Source organism: Acinetobacter sp. B-6 (assembly GCF_056930735.1).
The window spans coordinates 418,582-438,450 of record NZ_JBXPBY010000001.1; the positions used below are offsets into that span (position 1 = coordinate 418,582).

Annotated in this window: 16 protein-coding genes; 12 read left to right on the forward strand and 4 right to left on the reverse strand. The window is 37.6% G+C overall.

Features of this window, described 5'->3' with window-relative positions; genetic code table 11:
- Window positions 1-43: 43 nt before the first annotated feature.
- The 3 genes from AC1Z3T_RS01865 (at window position 44) to AC1Z3T_RS01875 (ending at window position 2,222) form a co-directional block, all read left to right on the forward strand.
- On the forward strand, window positions 44-640 hold the full coding sequence (locus AC1Z3T_RS01865) for an IMPACT family protein (RefSeq protein WP_100885510.1): 597 nt from the start codon (window positions 44-46) through the stop codon (window positions 638-640).
- Window positions 633-1,250, forward strand: coding sequence for an acyltransferase (locus AC1Z3T_RS01870; protein ID WP_004824551.1), 618 nt, complete (start codon window positions 633-635; stop codon window positions 1,248-1,250). The genes AC1Z3T_RS01865 and AC1Z3T_RS01870 overlap by 8 nt, the downstream gene beginning before the upstream one ends.
- A gap of 129 nt (window positions 1,251-1,379) precedes the next feature.
- Complete coding sequence (locus tag AC1Z3T_RS01875; protein ID WP_004824550.1) at window positions 1,380-2,222, forward strand: universal stress protein; 843 nt, start codon at window positions 1,380-1,382, stop codon at window positions 2,220-2,222.
- A gap of 411 nt (window positions 2,223-2,633) precedes the next feature.
- On the opposite strand, the gene AC1Z3T_RS01880 is transcribed toward AC1Z3T_RS01875, so the two are convergent.
- Together AC1Z3T_RS01880 and AC1Z3T_RS01885 are read right to left on the reverse strand one after the other, a co-directional pair.
- Entirely contained in the window at window positions 2,634-3,299 is a 666-nt protein-coding gene (locus tag AC1Z3T_RS01880; protein ID WP_004824548.1) for an O-methyltransferase, read from the reverse strand.
- Between the two features lie 205 nt (window positions 3,300-3,504).
- Entirely contained in the window at window positions 3,505-4,557 is a 1,053-nt protein-coding gene (locus AC1Z3T_RS01885) for a Rieske 2Fe-2S domain-containing protein (protein WP_100885509.1), read from the reverse strand.
- A gap of 855 nt (window positions 4,558-5,412) precedes the next feature.
- Between AC1Z3T_RS01885 and AC1Z3T_RS01890 the strand changes: the two genes are divergently transcribed.
- From AC1Z3T_RS01890 to pstB, 4 genes are all read left to right on the forward strand, one after another.
- Window positions 5,413-6,420, forward strand: coding sequence for a substrate-binding domain-containing protein (locus AC1Z3T_RS01890; RefSeq protein ID WP_004824544.1), 1,008 nt, complete (start codon window positions 5,413-5,415; stop codon window positions 6,418-6,420).
- A gap of 103 nt (window positions 6,421-6,523) precedes the next feature.
- Window positions 6,524-7,903, forward strand: coding sequence for a phosphate ABC transporter permease subunit PstC (gene pstC / locus AC1Z3T_RS01895; RefSeq protein ID WP_004824542.1), 1,380 nt, complete (start codon window positions 6,524-6,526; stop codon window positions 7,901-7,903).
- Window positions 7,900-9,294, forward strand: a complete 1,395-nt coding sequence (gene pstA / locus AC1Z3T_RS01900) for a phosphate ABC transporter permease PstA (protein WP_004824541.1) — start codon at window positions 7,900-7,902, stop codon at window positions 9,292-9,294. The genes pstC and pstA overlap by 4 nt, the downstream gene beginning before the upstream one ends.
- Window positions 9,295-9,309: 15 nt before the next feature.
- The gene (pstB, locus tag AC1Z3T_RS01905; protein WP_004824538.1) at window positions 9,310-10,221 is read left to right on the forward strand and encodes a phosphate ABC transporter ATP-binding protein PstB; all 912 of its coding nucleotides are present in this window, start codon (window positions 9,310-9,312) and stop codon (window positions 10,219-10,221) included.
- Window positions 10,222-10,580: 359 nt separating this feature from the next.
- Here the strand turns inward: pstB and AC1Z3T_RS01910 are convergent, their stop codons facing one another.
- Complete coding sequence (locus AC1Z3T_RS01910) at window positions 10,581-11,927, reverse strand: dicarboxylate/amino acid:cation symporter (protein WP_010591372.1); 1,347 nt, start codon at window positions 11,925-11,927, stop codon at window positions 10,581-10,583.
- Between the two features lie 660 nt (window positions 11,928-12,587).
- Here AC1Z3T_RS01910 and sohB point away from each other — a divergent pair.
- The 3 genes from sohB to AC1Z3T_RS01925 all read left to right on the forward strand — a co-directional run bounded on the left by sohB (window position 12,588) and on the right by AC1Z3T_RS01925 (window position 15,524).
- A complete protein-coding gene (gene sohB / locus AC1Z3T_RS01915; protein ID WP_257790589.1) occupies window positions 12,588-13,559 on the forward strand; it encodes a protease SohB in 972 nt (323 codons plus the stop codon).
- A 228-nt stretch (window positions 13,560-13,787) separates the two neighbouring features.
- Window positions 13,788-14,930, forward strand: a complete 1,143-nt coding sequence (locus tag AC1Z3T_RS01920; protein WP_005032291.1) for an acyl-CoA dehydrogenase family protein — start codon at window positions 13,788-13,790, stop codon at window positions 14,928-14,930.
- 288 nt (window positions 14,931-15,218) lie between these two features.
- A complete protein-coding gene (locus AC1Z3T_RS01925) occupies window positions 15,219-15,524 on the forward strand; it encodes a DUF1905 domain-containing protein (protein WP_005032289.1) in 306 nt (101 codons plus the stop codon).
- Between the two features lie 88 nt (window positions 15,525-15,612).
- Here AC1Z3T_RS01925 and AC1Z3T_RS01930 read toward each other — a convergent pair whose 3' ends face one another.
- A complete protein-coding gene (locus AC1Z3T_RS01930; protein WP_005032287.1) occupies window positions 15,613-16,131 on the reverse strand; it encodes a DJ-1/PfpI/YhbO family deglycase/protease in 519 nt (172 codons plus the stop codon).
- Between the two features lie 252 nt (window positions 16,132-16,383).
- Between AC1Z3T_RS01930 and pheA the strand changes: the two genes are divergently transcribed.
- Both pheA and AC1Z3T_RS01940 read left to right on the forward strand, forming a co-directional pair.
- Window positions 16,384-17,490: a prephenate dehydratase gene (gene pheA / locus AC1Z3T_RS01935; protein ID WP_004824524.1), complete on the forward strand. Its 1,107-nt coding sequence runs from the start codon at window positions 16,384-16,386 to the stop codon at window positions 17,488-17,490.
- Between the two features lie 32 nt (window positions 17,491-17,522).
- Window positions 17,523-19,769 carry a bifunctional prephenate dehydrogenase/3-phosphoshikimate 1-carboxyvinyltransferase gene (locus tag AC1Z3T_RS01940; protein ID WP_174761706.1) on the forward strand — a complete coding sequence of 749 codons (2,247 nt, stop codon included), beginning with the start codon at window positions 17,523-17,525 and terminating at the stop codon, window positions 19,767-19,769.
- The last annotated feature ends 100 nt before the right edge of the window (window positions 19,770-19,869 follow it).

Below are 19,869 nucleotides of genomic sequence, written 5' to 3' on the forward strand. Positions count from 1 at the left end.
GTTATAATTAGAACATATTGAGTTTGAATGTTTTATTTTCATTATGGTTTTTACACTTGCATCCGAAACGTTTTTTGAAGAAGAGATCAAAAAAAGTCGATTTCAAGCCATTGCAGCGCCAGTTGAAAATGAACAACAGGTTAAAATGTTTTTAGAAAAGCATTTAGATCCTACAACCACTCATCAGTGCTGGGCATGGAAAATAGGACATAATGTACGTTTTAATGATGATGGTGAACCTTCAGGTACAGCAGGTCGCCCGATTCTTGCAACCATTGAAGGAAATGATTTAACCAATTCAATTGTATTGGTCAATCGATGGTACGGTGGTATCAAGTTAGGTACAGGTGGCTTGGTTCGTGCTTATGGTGGCTGTGCAGGGCAATGTTTGCTCTCGGCAGAAAAAATAGAACTGATTGAAAAGAAAAAAATATATTTTCAATGTCAATTCAATGAGTGGGCAATATTTCAGTATGAATTAAACACACAACATATTGAATACAATGAACAATACACTGCTGAAGGTGTCGAGGTTGAAGCATTGTTGCAAATACATCAACTCGATCCATTACGTTTAAAAATTCAAGATGTGACACGCGGACGTGAACAGCTTAAATTAATGGATGAAAGCGATGACTGAACAAGATCCATTATTAAAATATCGAGAACAGCATAAACACCGTTTAAATTATATGCCTTGGCTATATTATTCACTTAAGCCGAAAAATCGAATTTGGGCTGAACAGTGGCAACAAGAATATCAAACATATTTAATGGAAATGGAAACTGTCGAAATCGGAGAAAATTGCTTTATATCTCCGCTTGCACATATCTTTGCTGAGCCAGGACGAAAAATTAGTATTGGAGACAATACCTTTATTGCAGCTGATTGTACCTTACATGGTCCTTTAGAAATTGGCAGTGAGGTTGCGATTAATCATCACTGTATTTTAGATGGAGGTCGTGCAGGGATTAAATTACATGACCAAGTACGAATCGCAGCCTATTGTCATCTCTACGCATTTGATCACGGTATGGCGTTGGACCAACCAATTTATCAACAAGCAGTAAGTTCTAAGGGCATTGAAATTGGTCAAGATGTTTGGTTGGGTGCACATGTCGGCATCAAGGATGGAATTAAAATTGCCTCACATGCTGTAGTGGGTATGAATAGTATGGTAACTAAAAATATTGCTGAACGAGAAATCGTCGCAGGCAATCCAGCGCAATTGATTCGTTACCGTGAATAACCGCACAATTTGTACAAATACATAATTAAATTATGGAATTAATTACATAAAGCTGTCCAATTTTATAGAAACTTATGCTAATTTAAAATCAAATAGACCCAAGGCGATATCGCCAAAGTGAGGTTAAAAATGAATAGAGTAGTTGCTTGTATTGACTCTTCTCCTTGTATTAATGCATTGGCAGAAGCAGCAGCTTGGATTGCTCAGAAAACTGGTCGACAACTGGTTTTATTGCAAGTATTAGACTATTACCCTGCAAGTTATCATTTAGGGGAAATTAGTGGGGTAATCGGTTTTGAAAGTAATGCAATGTTACTCAAAGAGCTTGCAGAACTTGAGCAAAAACAAAGTGAATTAGCACTCGATTATAGTAATAATCTTCTTGAACATATTTCTGAAATGATTCAGGAAAAGTATGGTATTACCCCTGGGCGAATTCAGGCGAAAGGTGATTTTCTTGAGCAAAGCTTTAATGAGTTGACTGAGGATGATATTGCAGTCATTGGTCGAGTTGGCGAGCGTTCAGCTGAAAAAAATAAAACACTGGGAAGTAATGTAGAGAATTTCATTCGTGGTGCTAAAAGTACGGTATTGACAGTAGGTCAAACTTTTAAACCACCAACACGTTTTATTTTTGCTTATGAACTTTCTGAAGCATGCCAAAAAATGCTGAAACGTGTAGAAAAAAGTGACTTATTAAAACTTTTACAATGCCATTTACTTTATGTGGGAGATCATCCTGAAATCCTCAATGAACCCGCACAACGGTTAAAAGATGCAGGCTTAGACGTTGTTGTTGAATATCGTTACGGGGATGTTGCTGAAAATATTTTGGATTATCAAAATCAACATCAAATCCAATTAATTGTATTAGGCGCATTTAGCCACAGTAAAATACATCAATTTTTCTTGGGCAGCGTGACAACGACAATTTTTAGGAATTCGGCTGTTCCGTTGTTGGTGACTAAATAATGAGACTGAAAAATGTGATCATGAAATTAGCTTTTTTTGAATATTGATTACATTTTTCTCTATCCAAGTTCCTGTGATTATCAACATAGAAAAAAGCCATAAATCAGAGAACTTATGGCTTTTTTCTATTAAAAAATTTTGAATAAATCTTGCATTTCTAAAAGCAAGTGCTTTTGAAACTGTAATGAATTTAACTGGTTGAAAATTAATCTATCATTAAAATATATTATTTTTCATTGAGTTATTTGGTAATACATAAGTTATCCACAATTCTACAAACAAGTTCAGGGGATAACTTTAAGAAAAAAATTATGATCTAAATTTTAGTAGAAAATTAGGCAATAAAAAACCACCATTTTGAACTGGCGGTCTTTTGTCATTACATCTGTATTTAGCAGGGTATTTGAATATTTATTTGACGATCGCAATTGCAAATCCATCATGCCCTTTACTGCCTACTGTTTGTAAAGCTGTGCATGATAAAATTTGGGGGTGATTCTGCATCGCTTTATACATATCTCGAATGCCTTCAATGCTTGGTTTAATGTTATTTGGATCAAGAATATCTCCTGCGCGGATCACATTATCCAAAACAATCACTGTACCTGAATGTGATCGTTTTAAGCTTAATTCTAAATATTCAGGATAACTTTGTTTATCTGCATCGACAAAAATAAAGTCAAAAGGTGCGGTATCTTCAGGCAAAGCCTTTAAAATATCAGCAGCACGCCCACACTTTAATTCAACAGTTTGTTTAAGTTTTGCGAGGTCAATATTTTCTTGACCTAAAGCTGCATGCGTATCACGTCCTTCAATTGTTAAAATATAACCATCTTCAGGTAAGGCACGCGCTAACCACATGGTGCTATATGCTGCAAAAGTTCCTAACTCTAAAACACGTTTACATTTGTTCATTTGAATCAGCATTTGCAACAGCATGCCTTGATTTGCAGCAACAGCGAGATGGTCTGGAAAGCCTTTATCCGCAGTATTTTTTAATGTTTGTGTGAGGATCGGATCTTCAGGAATTAAATGTGATTCGATATAAGCATCGATGTCTGACCACATTTGTTGCATGTTCTACCACCTCATTGGATCTGTGTTAGATGCATTTTAATCGTTTAAAAGAAGAGTGCAATTTTAATAAAAGCTTTTGGATTAAATTTAAGCATTCTCAATAGCGCTTCTATTCAGTTCTAAATATGAAAGAAGGTGAAATCTACTTATATAAAGTTAAAAGAAGTCATCAAGACCTCTTTCTTAAAGTTAATATTTAATTGAGCTAGGCAGCGAGTATTTGACTAAATCCAGCTTTTCTAAGCAGCTTTCTATACATGCTTGAGCTGCGATCAGCAGGAAAGTGTGCTTCCATGGACAGGTCTAAAGGTAAATATTCTGGTTTCTGCGTTTCAACAATCAAGCGGTCTTCTTCAAAAATCTTAAGGTTGTATTCATAGGCTTCTTCTATGGGTAAATCTTTATCGTAGTTACGACAAATTGGGGCAAATAATCGTGTGCTTCGTGCCGTCATTGGTGAGGCAGCATTCATGATGACTTGTTTGCAATCATTGGGAAAATGTATTGTGAGCGTTGCTGTAAATGGTAAATGAACCTCAAAATGACGTAACCATTGGAACCCTTCTTGTCCGAATTGATCTAAGCCAATTGGATAACGTCCAACATGACTAAGATAATCTGCACTGAAGCCATAATGGGTTTCTTGAGTTGTATAGTCAGCTACCTCAGGATGTTCTGGATCTCCAAATGTATCAGCATGAACCCAAGCAAAATGAGCGACGTCAATAAATCCTTCCAATTGTCTACCCGCAAAACACTTTAAATCAACCCAAGGACAAACCAATTGTTGATATTCGGTTTGATCCCAATAAGGCATATCGGGAATATTTGGGCTATCTTGTTCATCTGCCAATAAACAGCACCAGATTAATCCATATCGTTCAATGGTTGGATAAGTTCTCAAGTGAAAACGATCAGATATTTTATGGTTTGGGTGGGCAGGAATTCGATTGCATTTACCTTTCTCACCAAAGCGTAAACCATGATAACGACAAACAACCCCTTGACCATCATGTGTACCAAGACTTAACGGTACGCCTCGATGTGGGCAGGCATCCTTTGCAACAATAATCTCATGATTAAATTTGTAGATGACCAAAGGCATATCCAATAACATGGTAGCTTGAGGTTGTTCTGATATATCACGTGCTAAAGCAATTGGATACCAATACTGTGCCAATAACAACCAATCCTGTTGCGAAAAAGTCATATGGACAGGAAATTCGGAATGAAACAAGTATTCTGTGCGACTATTCATATACAAATCTTCTGTTTAGAATTGATTTGAATATAAAAGAATCCAGTGTTCTTAGAAATTTCAATTATCGCGATCAATATTTGCAAAAATTAGAACAGTACTGTAGATCAAGTTAAAAACAATCAGTTGTTCAAAAATATGCTAGTTGTAATAGGTTTTTAACATTTGGGTAAAATTGAAGAAAAAAGAACTTAATACAATGAGAGCAATAGAAAAGCTACTACAAAAGAAAATTAATTTTTGATAAGTATGCGCACAACTATTCATTAAAGGTAAATAATAGACATGGTACATTGAACGTAATGTTTGCATGGTTAAGATAAACAAGCTGATAAAACTAAAGCTACTCACTAGGTTTTGAACGATAAAATATTGACTAATTTGTGACAATAATATGTAGATAATCAAACAGCTCATATAGATAATGAAGGTGATCATACTTGCCGAAGCGACCATTTTCAGAAAAGTCTCATGCCATTCTTTTCGGTTTAATGAAGTCATTTTAGTTGCTCTTTTTTTATTAATTTTAAAACTTTTTGCATTAAAAATTAAGCTTACTACGACATGAAATGTCGCGGTATCAATAGGGGGATAATAGAAGTTTTGTGACATTCACATGAAATATTACAATTTGAAGGGCATTATTCTAAATTTATAAAAATAAAATACAGTTTATTACATATTGAATTTTAAAGATTTTTAATAAAATCAAATGCGAATCATCAATTATCATAAAAGCGTCATAAAGCTGTAACTTATTTGTCATATTTTAAAATCAAAATGCAGTTATCCGAAAAGTACAACACAAAAAGAAGTGGCGTACTTCAAATTGCAGTTTATTTAAGAGAGAAAAGAATGCGCATTAACCATATCGCACTTGCATTAGCAGTTTCAGGGGCAGCAGTGGCAGCAAACGCTCGTGATACCATCCAAATCGCTGGTTCTTCTACTGTACTTCCTTATGCAAGTATTGTTGCTGAAGAATTTGGTAATACTTTCCCTCAATTTAAAGCACCTGTAGTGGGTTCAGGCGGTAGTTCTGCTGGTCTTAAACAGTTCTGTTCTGGTGTTGGCGATAATACAATCGATATCGCGAATGCTTCTCGTAAAATCAAAGATACTGAAATTGCAGCTTGTAAAAAAGCAGGCGTAAATAAAATCCAAGAAATTAAAATTGGTTATGATGGTATCGTTTTTGCATCAAATGCAAGCAAAGCAGCTTATAAGTTACGTCCACAACACGTATTTGCAGCTTTAGCAGCTGAATTACCATCAAATGGTAAATTGGTACCAAACCCGTATACACGTTGGAACCAAATTGATAAATCTCTTCCAAACGAACCCATTACTTTAGTGGTTCCAGCATCTAACCACGGTACTCGTGAAGTATTCCAAGAGAAAATGGTTGAAGCAGGTTGTGAAAGCTACGATTACTTCAAAAAGTTAGATAAAGATGCTCAGAAAAAAGCATGTTCTGCTTTCCGTAAAGACGGTAAAGTGATCGAAATCGCGGGTGACTATACTGAAACTCTAGCACGTTTAAAAACATCTCCAAGTGCGGTAGGTGTATTTGGTTTAGGTTTCTATGACCAAAACAAAGATAAATTACGTGTTGCGACAGTAAACAATGTAGTCCCTTCAGAACAAACTGTTCTTAATGGTACTTACCCAGTATCGCGTCCTTTATACTTCTATGTTAAAGGTGAACACTTACAATCTATCAAAGGCTTAAAAGAATATACTGAATACTTCTTAAACAAAAAAGTATCTGGTAAAGGTTCTAAATTAGACAAAGCTGGCTTGATCTCATTGTCAGACTCTGAGCGTGCAAAAGTACTTGCTGGTTTCAAAGCTGGTAAATAATAAAACCGTAATCATGGAGCTGATGGTGGGAGACTACCATCGGCTTTCATTGCTAAGCAGAGTTTTTTCAAATAATTAGGATTGAAAAAACGGTGGAGAATACATGAATCTGCTACTCATTGGCGTGTTATTAGCTTTAATTGCTATCGCATATCAAATTGGGCTACGAAAAAGCCGAAGCCTAGCAGGTAAGGGAAATAACACTGCAGTTTTACATTCACGTCCAGGCTATTATGGTTCTTTGGTGGCGTTGTGGTGTGGAATCCCAGCTTTTTTAATTTTAATTGTTTGGAATTTGGTAGAACCAAGTGTTTTACAACATTTAATTCTAAAGAATGTTCCAGCAAATGTTGCTGCATCTCTTGATACGGCTGGAGTAGATGTACTTGTAGATCGCATCAAGGCAATTGCTTCTGGTTTTGGTGTAACAGATACGCCTGCAGCTTATGAGGTAGCCGCTGCAGAACAATTAGCAAAGTTTGAAAGAATCAGTTCTTTTGCCAAATTTGCTGTTGTGGTCTGTGCAGCAATCTTGGGATTAGTGTGGGCAAGAAAAAGAATTAGCCAACAATTCCGTGCACGTAATGAAGTTGAAAAAACCATTAACGTAGTTTTGATTTTATGTTCTGGCGTTGCAATTCTTACTACAGTAGGAATTGTGATGTCGATGTTCAGCGAAGCGATGCACTTTTTCCATTTTGTCAGTCCAATTGACTTCTTCTTTGGTACAGAGTGGAATCCAGGTTTTAGCACTTCAGGAAATGCTGAAGGTAGTTATGGTTTACTGCCATTACTATGGGGAACACTCATGGTCAGTGGTATTGCTTTATTGGTTGCTGTTCCATTGGGCTTAATGATTGCAATTTATCTCGCTGAGTATGCATCACCTAGATTCCGTTCATGGGCTAAACCAACGATTGAGGTTTTGGCAGGTATCCCAACCATCGTTTATGGTGTATTTGCCATGATGGTGATTGGTCCAATCTTTAAATCAATTGGTGATTCAATTGGTATTGAAGTAAATGCAACCAGCGCACTTACTGCTGGTTTTGCAATGGGAATCATGATTATCCCATTTGTATCTTCACTTTCTGATGACATTATCACTCAAGTCCCTAGATCATTACGTGATGGTTCTTTGGGTTTGGGAGCGACCAAGTCTGAAACAATACGCCAAGTGGTACTTCCTGCGGCTTTGCCGGGGATTACTGGCGCATTCTTGCTTGCTGTATCACGTGCTATTGGTGAAACCATGATTGTTGTACTTGCGGCCGGAAACAGTCCTTTACTACATATCAATCCACTTGAAGCTGTTTCTACGGTAACCGTAACGATTGTAAAACAGTTAACTGGCGATACCGACTTTGCAAGCCCACAGGCATTGGTTGCATTTGCATTGGGTCTGACGCTATTCACTATTACATTGTGTTTAAACATTGTCGCACTTTACATTGTGCGTAAATACCGTGAGCAATACGAATGAGTACATCAAATACATCTCCAGTGGATCAAAATGTATTTGATCCTCAAGTTGCCGCAGAACTACGTGAAAAGCGTAAAGCTAAAATCGCAAGTTCATTATCAAAACGTCATCGTAAAGAAAAGACATTCCGTTTTGTTGGCTTTTCTGCCGTGATTATGGGACTGGCATTTGTCGCGATTTTGTTTGGAAGTATCTTATACAAGGGGCTTCCTGCATTTTGGCAAGCAAGTATGACCGTACCTGTCTATTTTGATCCAACTGTGATTGATGCGGGTCCAAAACCAACACAAAAAGTCGGCGAGTCTCCAGCTGTGTTTCAAGAGCGCTATGTAGACTGGCAAACTAAAATGGGTATGGTGGATTGGGATGCGTTGATTGTAAACGGCATTATTTCTAAAGATCCATCACTTGAAAGTCGTCGTGACGACCTTTCTAGCCTTTATACTAGCTCTGAAGCATATCGTATTCGTGATATGGTGTTTAAAGATCCATCTTTAGTGGGTAAAAAAGTTGAATTAAATTTCCTTGCAGACGCAAACATTGATGTTTGGTTAGCAGGACATATCGATCGTTCATTACCAGATGATCAGCAACAGTTAAGCCCTGAAGTACGTAAGCTTTCAGATGATTTGGCTGCGAAAGGCATTATCAATCGTACGTTCAACACGCAAATGTTTACCAACCCAGATTCACGTAGTTCACCAGCAACGGCTGGTTTGGCGGGTGCATTCATGGGTTCATTATTCATGATGTTGATTGTGATTGTGATTTCTATTCCATTGGGTGTTGCAAGTGCGATTTACCTAGAGGAATTTGCACCAAAGAACTTTATTACAGACATTATTGAAGTCAACATCAATAACCTTGCAGCAGTTCCATCGATTGTATTTGGTCTGCTGGGTGCAGCGATCTTTATTGGTTGGATGCATCTGCCTATATCAGCACCGCTGGTCGGTGGTTTGGTGCTCAGTTTAATGACTTTACCAACGGTCATTATTACTACACGTGCTTCACTTAAAGCAGTACCCCCATCAATTCGCCAAGCGGCACTTGGTATAGGCGCTTCGCGTTTGCAAACCGTATTTCATCATGTACTTCCTTTGGCATTACCGGGAATTATGACAGGTGCGATTATTGGTATTGCTCATGCACTGGGTGAAACAGCACCGTTGCTGTTAATTGGTATGAGTGCTTTCGTTGCGAATATTCCAGTATCTCCACTCGATCAATCTACAGCTTTACCTGTTCAAGTTTACTTATGGCAAGGTAATGAATTGCGTAACTTCTTTGAAGGTCGTACAGCTGCTGCAATCATTGTGTTATTGGCACTAATGGTGGGTTTAAACAGCTTTGCAATTTGGTTACGTAAGAAATTTGAAGTTCGTTGGTAAAAGAGGGCAGAATAGATGAATACTGTAGAAACTAAAAATTCCTTAAAACAGGATACAACCGTGAATTCTGAACAATCTCAATTTACATCCACTGAGCATCAACAAAAGCAAGCAAATACATCTTTTGTCTCTCAGTTTGAATCTTCAACACCGAAGAAAGAAAAAAATACGACAGTCAAACTTAGTGCTGAAGATGTACATGTTTACTATGGTGAATCAGAAGCGATTAAAGGTATTGATCTTCAAGTTTATGAAAATGAAGTGATTGCATTTATTGGTCCATCAGGTTGTGGTAAATCAACATTTTTACGTACTTTGAATCGTATGAATGATACGATTGATAGCTGTCGTGTGACGGGTAAAGTACGTTTAGATAACCAAGATATCTATGACCCAAATCTTGATGTGGTGCTGTTACGTGCACAAGTCGGTATGGTTTTCCAAAAGCCAAATCCATTTCCGAAATCAATTTTTGATAATGTTGCTTATGGTCCAAAACTACACGGTTTGGCAAAAGATAAGTACGATTTAGAGGAAATTGTTGAAAACAGTTTGCGTAAAGCAGGTCTGTGGGATGAGGTTAAAGATCGACTAAGCCAACCGGGTACGGGTCTTTCTGGTGGTCAACAACAACGTTTGTGTATCGCACGTACCATAGCTGTAAGTCCTGAAGTGATTTTAATGGACGAGCCGTGCTCAGCTTTGGACCCAATTGCAACTGCAAAAGTCGAAGAGCTGATTTCTGAACTTTCTACTCAATACACCATTGCAATCGTGACCCACTCAATGCAACAGGCAGCGCGTGTATCTGATCGAACTGCATACTTCCACTTGGGTGATTTGATTGAAGTGAATTCCACAGAGAAAGTATTTACACAACCAGATCATCAATTGACTGAAGCTTATATTACAGGTCGTTTTGGTTAAGTTCAGCGAAGTATTAAAATTAAAGAGCCGAAAGGCTCTTTTTTATATTTAAAAAATATTGTTTTGATCCGCAGATGAATAATCAATACCTATTAAATAATGCTGTGAAATAGATCAATCCTGACTGTTTGAGTAAGGAAATAAATCAATCTAATTGGCATGAATGATCATCATTGAATGAAAAAGGAATATTTTTATTTAGGACACCGACTGATTTCAAAATCAGATGAGTATATTGGGGGTAGATGCATGATTTAAGCATCTGTATCGGTGCAGTTTAATCCAATCAATTGTGTGGTCATTAAATTTAGATCAATAAAAAAAGAGCCTGATGGCTCTTTTTTATACTCAATTTTTAACTAGTCCATTGGGTCTTCACGATGTTGTTCTACTGCTTTTTCATCATAATGTGACTTTGGTGGGTGAGCGAATGCGGCAGCCAATTTATCTTTGTCTAATGCATTGTCCCAACGCGCTACAACGATTGTTGCGCAAGCATTACCGACTAAATTGGTTAGTGCGCGACACTCTGACATAAAACGGTCAATACCAAGGATTAAAGCCATACCCGCAACAGGCACAGCAGGAACGACAGAAAGTGTTGCAGCCAAAGTAATAAAACCTGCGCCAGTTACACCAGCAGCACCTTTAGAGCTGAGCATTGCTACAAGTAACAAAAGAACTTGATCTTGAATGCTCAAATCAATATTACATGCCTGTGCGATAAATAGGGCAGCCATCGTCATGTAGATATTGGTACCATCGAGATTGAATGAGTAACCTGTTGGAACCACGAGTCCGACCACAGATTTTTCACAACCTGCTTTTTCCATTTTACGCATTAGTGATGGAAGTGCTGCTTCAGAAGAACTCGTTCCAAGCACCAGCCACAATTCATCTTTGATATAACGAATCAGGTCTGTAATTCTAAATCCATTATAGCGTGCAACAGCGCCTAAAATAACCAGAATAAACAACAATGCAGTAATGTAGAAAGTCATGATTAAAAGTAAAAGATTACCAATACTTTCAATACCATATTTACCAATTGTAAATGCCATAGCACCGAATGCACCAATCGGAGCAAATTTCATCAGCATTCCCACCAAGTGAAATACTGGTGCTGTTAAGTTATTTAAAAAATCAACAATAGGCTGACCTTTTTCACCCACCGCAGCAAGAGACAAACCAAATAGTACAGCAACAAAAAGGACTTGCAGAATGTCACCACTGGTTAGCGGGCTAAGGATGGTGGTAGGAAGGATATTCATTAAGAAATCAACGATAGAAGCATCGTGTGCTTTCTCAGCGTATTCAGCCACTTTGTCTGATTTTAATGTTGTTGGATCAATATTTAAACCATGTCCAGGTTGAATAATATTGGCAACAATCATACCGACAATTAATGCCAGTGTAGAAAATGTTATGAAGTAAAGCATCGCTTTACCAGTAACACGACCTACTGTTCCCATATGTTTCATGCCTGAAATTCCTGTGACCACTGTCAGAAAAATTACCGGCGCAATAATCATTTTAACCAATTTGATGAAGGCATCACCTAAAGGTTTTAAACTCGCACCAATATCAGGCCAAAAGTGCCCTAAAAGGATACCAAGTACGATTGCAAAAATGACTTGAACATACAGGATTTGATAAAACTTTTGCTTTTTAGGTGGTAGGTGTTCATCGTGTGAAGAGATATCCATACTCATTCCTTATCCTTGATGTTGATAAAATTCAACATTTCCTAAAGAAATGATTATTAAAAAACCATAAAATTAAAAAATGTGATTCTCGTTTTAACGTGTTGATTTTAAATAAATAAATTAAAATAACAAATATGTTATTTAGATAAAAAAATGTGATAAATATCAAATTATCAATAAATTAAATACCTAGTATTTTATTTTTGTATGATGTAGTTGGAAAAATCATGTCTATGTTTTTTTTGTGAATTTGTCCTACAAAGATTGGCATAAAGTTATATAAAAAGCATTGAAAGCTGTTTTGTATCATTGATGACTATATTTTTATGAATTAATCATCATTTATTTAGACGTAAAAACGATTAATAAAAAGTGGATTATTTTAAGTAAAAGTATCATTAATCTTGGAGGTAGTTAATTTTTTATAAAAAAAATATATACGTTTTATAACTAAAATTTTGGATTGCTGATCTGCGTTAAACAAATTGGAAAACATCTATAATTTTTACACCTGTATTTTAAACCTGAATCGGTGTTAGCAAAACAATAAGTGGCACGTAAAGTGACTAGAGATTAGTCGAATTTTTCAAAATATGTATTGAAATTTATTCAATCCGTCCGCATCTTAATGGAAAAGCATTTATCCAGATATTCGAGATTATAAATTCTATGTTATTTCATTTACCTAAAGTTCCCGCAGAAATTCGTATTAGTCATTTAAATGCACGAATTAATGAACAAAGAAAAAGAATTGCTCAATCAACTGCATCTAAACTTGAGCTTTTGCAGTTGACACAACAATTGGTCAAAGAAGCACGTGTACGTAAAAAGCATAATCAAAAAATCTATGTTTTAGATTTTAAAGGTGATGTTCAAGCTTCTGCTGTAGAGAATTTACGTGAAGAAATTACCTTGATTTTAGCAACAGCAAAAGCTGGGCGAGATCGAGTAATCGTGCGTTTAGAAAGCCCAGGTGGAATGGTGCATGGTTATGGCTTGGCAGCAGCACAATTGGTTCGTTTACGTGATGCTGGTTTTCACTTGACTATTTGTGTGGACAAAGTTGCTGCTAGTGGCGGTTATATGATGGCGTGTATTGCCAGTGAAATTGTTTCTGCGCCATTTGCTGTAGTGGGTTCGATTGGTGTGGTTGCGCAAGTGCCTAACTTTAATCGACTGTTAAAAGAGCACCATGTTGATTTTGAACTATATACCGCAGGGCAGTTTAAACGTACCGTGACAATGTTTGGTGAAAATACACCTGAAGGCAAAGCTAAATTTGAAGAAGAACTACAACAAACCCATCAATTATTTAAACATTTTGTTGAAAAATATCGTCCGCAATTGAATGTGGAAAAAGTAGCCACAGGCGAGCATTGGTATGGTGAAGATGCACGTGATTTGAATTTGGTCGATAAGTTACAGACTTCGGATGAATATTTACTGAGTTTGCTCCCACAACACGATGTTTATGTGATTCAAACACGTCGTAAACCGACATTGGGTGAGAAACTTGGTTTACAAGCAGCGCAAATGGCAGATGCCTTAATTCCATCCCTTGTTGGGAAATTATTCAATGAAGTGACTAAATTGAATTCTTCACTCCCGATGCTGAGAGACAATAAGTTCTGATTCGTTTGTTTTAATCTACACAAATGATCGAAATCTCGATATATCACCAAAGAGCAATTGGTTTAAACCAATTGCTCTTTTTTTATAACAAAGTCTTATAAAGCAGCTTTATGGATTGGCAAAAGTGCCAAAAAAAAATGACCTCATGCGATCATGACAAGCTTAAAAAAAATGATTAGGATGCTAGACATCATAAAATCAAAAACTCAGGTTGAAAGGAATATAAACATGTTGGCATATGATGCAGATTTAGAACTTTTTCGTGATAACTTCAAACGCTTTATGGCAGAACATGTTGCTCCATTTTATGAGCAATGGGAAAAAGAAGGCTTGATGCCACGATCAGTGTGGTCATTATTGGGTGAAAATGGCTATCTTTGTGTCGATGTTCCTGAGCAATATGGCGGTTATGGCGTACCAACGGAATACTCTTTGATGTTGGTTGAAGAGTCGGCGCGTGCAGGTTATGGTGCATTATCTACAGCAATCTCTTGTCACTCTGAAATCGCAGCGCCTTATATTTTGCATATTGCCAATGAAGAACAGAAGCAATACTGGTTACCTAAAATGGTCGCTGGTGAGGTCGTCGGTGCTATTGGGATGACTGAACCTGGTGCAGGTTCGGACTTACAGGGTATGCGCAGCAGTGCTATTTTGAATGGTGATCATTATCTATTGAATGGTTCAAAAACCTTCATTTCAAATGGTCAGCATGCAGATTTAGTCGTATTGGCAGCAAAAACAGATCCACAAGCTCGTGCCAAAGGTGTTTCATTGTTATTGGTCGATACTCACTTGGATGGTTTTAAAAAGGGAACCAATCTCGATAAAATTGGGTTGCACTCTCAAGATACTTCGGAATTATTCTTTGATAATGTGAAAGTTCCTGCCAACCAGTTATTGGGCAATGCTGGTCAAGGCTTTGCTTATTTGATGCAAGAACTTCCTCGTGAACGTACTGCAATTGCTGCAACAGCATTGGGTGCGATTCGTGGAGCAATTGATGTAACGACTCAATATGTGCAAGAGCGCCAAGCATTTGGTCAGAAAATTGGTAGTTTTCAAAATACTCGATTTGTTTTAGCACAAGCTAAAATTGACGAATTGGCAACTGCAGCATTTTATAATCAGAATTTAGCATTATATAAAGAAAATAAATTGGATGTTGAAACTGCGGCGGCGTTGAAAAGTTTCAGTACGGATATGCAAATGAAAATTATCGATAGTTTGCTGCAACTCTTTGGTGGTTATGGCTATATGACGGAATATCCAATTTCTCGTTTCTTTGTAGATGCCCGTATTCAACGTATTTATGGAGGAACAAATGAGATTATGAAAGAAATCGTCGCTCGTGGAATCATTGGTCGTTAATTTTTTTTAAGAAAAATGAATATCTAAACTGTTCATGCTTTTTAGGGAGCATGTGCAGTTTTTATTTTTATGATCAAGACTTGAAGTGGTTTAAATTAAACGATTAAAAATAAGAATTTTATAAAAGTAGTTCTGCCTCAAACAGTTACGGATGTGTTTCCGAGTATGATATTTTATCAAGAATTTTATATTGAATTTAGGATCAGGTAGTCATATTGATTGTTCTTAGAGGGGGGTAAAAGGAATACATATAATCATGAGGAAAGTTTAAATTTTAGAGAAAATTAAATGATTGACAATGAAAGACAATTTTCAGTTGAATCCACAGTTCAGCGCTATTCTGGTGCTGGTGGCTGGCACTATGTGATTGTTCCTAAAAAACAAGCCATGGAAATAAAAAACTATCTACTTCAAAGGCAAAGTTGGGGTCTTATATCTGTTACTGTGACAGTAGGACAAAGTGTATGGAAAACTTCAATATTTCCAGACAAGCAATCAGAAGGTTATTTGCTACCACTTAAAGCAGAAATTCGTAACAAAGAAAAAATCTACTTAGGCGACAGTATTTTATTCTCAATTGCTTTATCTGTTTAATCAATAACAAGAAATTATCAGGTTAAATTTGAATATAAGGTTTAAAATGTATCTTTGGTTTAATGCTGAACAGTGAATAAAAATTCAATTAAACGCTCAGTACATTTAAACATTCATCGATAAAAACGGGCAATTCATAGGTCGAACGTGAAGAAATATAAAGATTATTGTCGTTCACAACTTCACGATCAAAAATAACCGCGCCCGCATCTTTTAATTCTTTGATCAATTCATCAATCGAGGTCAAACGACGACCAATTGCAATCTGTGCGTCGATCAAGAGTTGAGGGCTGTAACAACACAGAAAAATCGGTTTTTGTGCATTGGCAAAACTGCGGAGAAAATCAATGAAACGCGGATCTTTCTTTAAATGATAAGGTGATTGCCCGCCTGGAATCATTAAGGCATCAAAATCTTTAACTGAAATATCATCAATCCCTAAATCTATACTGACGGAAGATTTACGTTGTTGGCTGTAGACAATGTTGCCTGCGGATTTTTCTATATTTCGAACAGAATGACTTGCGGCACGAAAAGCTTCTACGGGATGATGATATTCCGTATCTTCGAAATCATGGGTGATGAGAACAGCGATTTTTTTATTCATTTTCTTTGTCTCGAAATCCGCTTTTAATTTTAATCATAGTGGGCAATGATTAAAATTCCATAGCTACTTTGTAAGTAATGGATAGCGGAGTTTACTCATACATTGCTGATATTTTATTCAAAGTGGTGGCAATAACGGAATCATCGATAAAAGCGTTATTGCTCAACAAATTTAACTGAACTATTGTTATACTGTTTTGGGTCTAAAACTTAGACTTTTCGTAATTCTTGACTTTCAAAGGGCGATATAACAATGATCAACGATGATCAAAAAACGACTTCTCTAGATCTTGCTCAAATCCGTGAAGATATTGATTCTGTAGATCAACAAATTCAACAACTCATCAATCGCCGTGCAAAACTGGCGGAAGCAGTTGCTAAAGCAAAATTTGCATCAGAAGAGAATCCGTTGTTTTATCGTCCAGAACGTGAGGCACAAGTTTTACGTAAAGTTATGGAGCGTAATGAAGGACCCTTGTCAGATCAAACAATGGCTCGTTTATTCCGTGAAATTATGTCGGCATGCTTAGCACTTGAAGCACCACAAAGTATTGCATTCTTGGGTCCAGTCGGAACGTATACTCACTCAGCAGTCTTAAAACATTTTGGTCAAGATGCTGTGGTTCGCCCATTGCCAACAATAGATGAAGTATTCCGTGAAGTTGAAGCAGGAAGTGCGCACTATGGTTTAGTACCCGTTGAAAACTCATCAGAAGGGGTTGTTAACCATACATTAGATTGTTTTAAAGCATCACATTTGAATGTGATTGGTGAGGTTGAATTACGTATTCATCATCAATTCCTGATTTCATCAAATACACGTAAGGACAGCATTAAACAAATTTATGCGCATCAACAAACCTTAGCACAATGTCGCAAATGGCTTGATGCTCATTATCCGGGTGTGGAGCGTGTTGCTTTAAGTTCTAATGCAGAAGCTGCTCGTCGTATTCGTAATGAATGGCATTCGGCAGCAATTGCATCTGATGTCGCTGCAAGTATTTATGACTTGGAAATCTTGCACGGCAATATTGAAGACAATCCTGAAAATACCACACGTTTCTTGGTGATTGGGCGTGAGAAAGTTCCACAAAGCGGTAATGATAAAACGTCATTGTTAATTTCAGCACATGATCGTGCTGGTGCTTTGTTGGAAATTCTTGCACCATTTGCCAAGCACAATATTAGTCTGACCAGTATTGAAACCCGTCCAGCATTGCCTGAGAAATGGGCATATGTATTCTTCATCGACTTAGAGGGTCATGTGGAACAAGACAATGTTAAAGCTGCGATTGAGGATATACGCCCGTTAGTTAAAGAAGTACGAGTACTGGGTTCTTATCCAATCGCTGTACTTTAAAGTTGTTGTGAAGAGGGTAGTTTAAAATCGTCATGTCACAACCTTTATTTAAAAAAGTTGCTTTTATTGGACTTGGGCTGATTGGCTCAAGTTTGGCGCGTGTGATCGCAGCAGAACATCTTGCAGAAAATGTTGTTGCTGCAACACGTTCAAAAAAAACCTTAGCAGATGCTAAAGCTTTAGGGATTATTTCTGAAGGTTTTAGTGATCCAGTTGATGCAGTTCGAGATGCAGATTTAATTGTTTTGGCTTTGCCTGTTCGTGCAACGCAAAAAATTCTCGAAACAATAAAACCTTATCTATCTGAAAATGCGATTATTACCGATGTAGGCAGTACCAAAGGCAATGTGGTCGAAGCTGCACATGCTGTATATGGTCAGAATATTCCGGTCGGTTTTGTACCCGGACATCCTATTGCTGGTGCTGAACATACGGGTGTTCATGCAGGTAAGGTGGATTTATTTGCCAATCACAAAGTGATTTTAACGCCATTACCGAGTAGTGCGGAATGGGCTGTTGAAAAGCTGATTCAACTTTGGCAGGCAGCTAAAGCTGAAGTGATTTGTATGGATGTTGAAAAGCATGATGAGGTTTTGGCACATACCAGTCATTTACCGCATTTGATGGCATTTAATCTGGTTGAACAGCTTGCAAACCGTGAAGATAATTTAGATATTTTCCGCTATGCAGCCGGTGGATTTCGAGATTTCTCACGTATTGCAGCCAGTGATCCACAAATGTGGCATGACATTTTTTTTGCCAATAAAAAAGCCATACTCAAAGCTGTAGATGGATTTGAAGCGCAACTCGCAACTTTGCGTCAACTGATTGAAGATGAAAATTCACAAGCCTTGATGGGATTGCTTGGTCATGCACAAGCGGCACGCCAACATTTCAATCATATGCTCGCCAATAAACCTTTGATGGAGAAAAATAAGGTGACACAACAATTTACCATTTTGCCGGGTGAGAAGACATTTAAGGGTAAATTTACCATACCAGGTGACAAGTCAGTGTCTCATCGTTCCATCATGTTTGGAGCGATTGCTGAAGGAACTACACATGTGACGGGCTTTCTCGAAGGTGAAGATGCTTTAGCAACACTTCAAGCGTTCCGTGATATGGGGGTAAGTATTGAAGGTCCGAAAAATGGTGAAGTGACCATTCATGGTGTGGGAATCAATGGCTTAAAAGCGCCTAAAACAGCGTTGTATATGGGGAACTCGGGCACCTCAATGCGTTTGCTCTCAGGAATGTTGTCTGCACAACAATTTGACTCTGTTATGACGGGTGATGCTTCTTTGTCTAAACGTCCAATGGAGCGTATAGCCAAGCCTTTGCGTGAAATGGGCGCACAGATTCAAACTACGGGCGAACGTGGTACACCGCCTGTTTCTATTACGGGTGCTCAAGCATTGAAAGGAATTCATTACGATTTACCTATGGCTTCTGCACAGGTGAAATCAGGGATTCTGTTGGCGGGTTTATGGGCTGAAGGTGAAACATCTGTTACTGAACCAGAACCAACACGTGACCATACAGAACGTATGTTGCGTGCATTTGGTTATGAAGTAAAAACAGAAGGAAATCGTATTTCACTGCAAGGTGGTGGAAAGTTGGTAGGTACTGAGATTCAAGTTCCTTCAGATATTTCTTCTGCTGCCTTTTTTATGGTGGGTGCTGCGATTACAGAGGGTTCAGATGTTACGCTTGAAGCCGTTGGGATTAACCCAACACGTACAGGTGTGATTGAAATTCTTAAACAAATGGGTGCAGACCTCACTGTTGAAAATGAACGCATCGCTGGCGGTGAGCCGATTGCGGATATTCGTATTCGTGGTACGCGTACGTTGAAAGGTATTCATATGCCTGAAGATCAAGTGCCATTGGCGATTGATGAATTTCCATCTTTGTTTATTGCTGCTGCATGTGCTGAAGGGCAAACTGTTCTGACAGGTGCAGCTGAATTAAGAGTCAAAGAATCTGACCGTATTCAAGTGATGGCTGATGGTTTAAAGACTTTAGGTATAGATTGTACGCCTACAGATGATGGCATCATCATCGAAGGAAAAGGTAAGTCAGGAGACTGGTCTGCGATTTTCACTGGTGGTGAAATTGAATCACATCATGATCATCGTATTGCAATGAGTTTCTCAATGGCTGGTTTACGTAATTCTGGTGAGATTAAAATTGTGGGAACTGAAACTGTTGCCACTAGTTTCCCTACATTCACTCAGCTTTCGAATCAGGCTGGACTTGAGATTCAAGTTTCTGAATAAAAAGGAATCGTGTCTCGATAATACTTGTCTAATATTTGTATAATTAATTGAAAACAGCCAAGCAAAAGCTTGGCTGTTTTGTTTATATTGCTTATTCTAA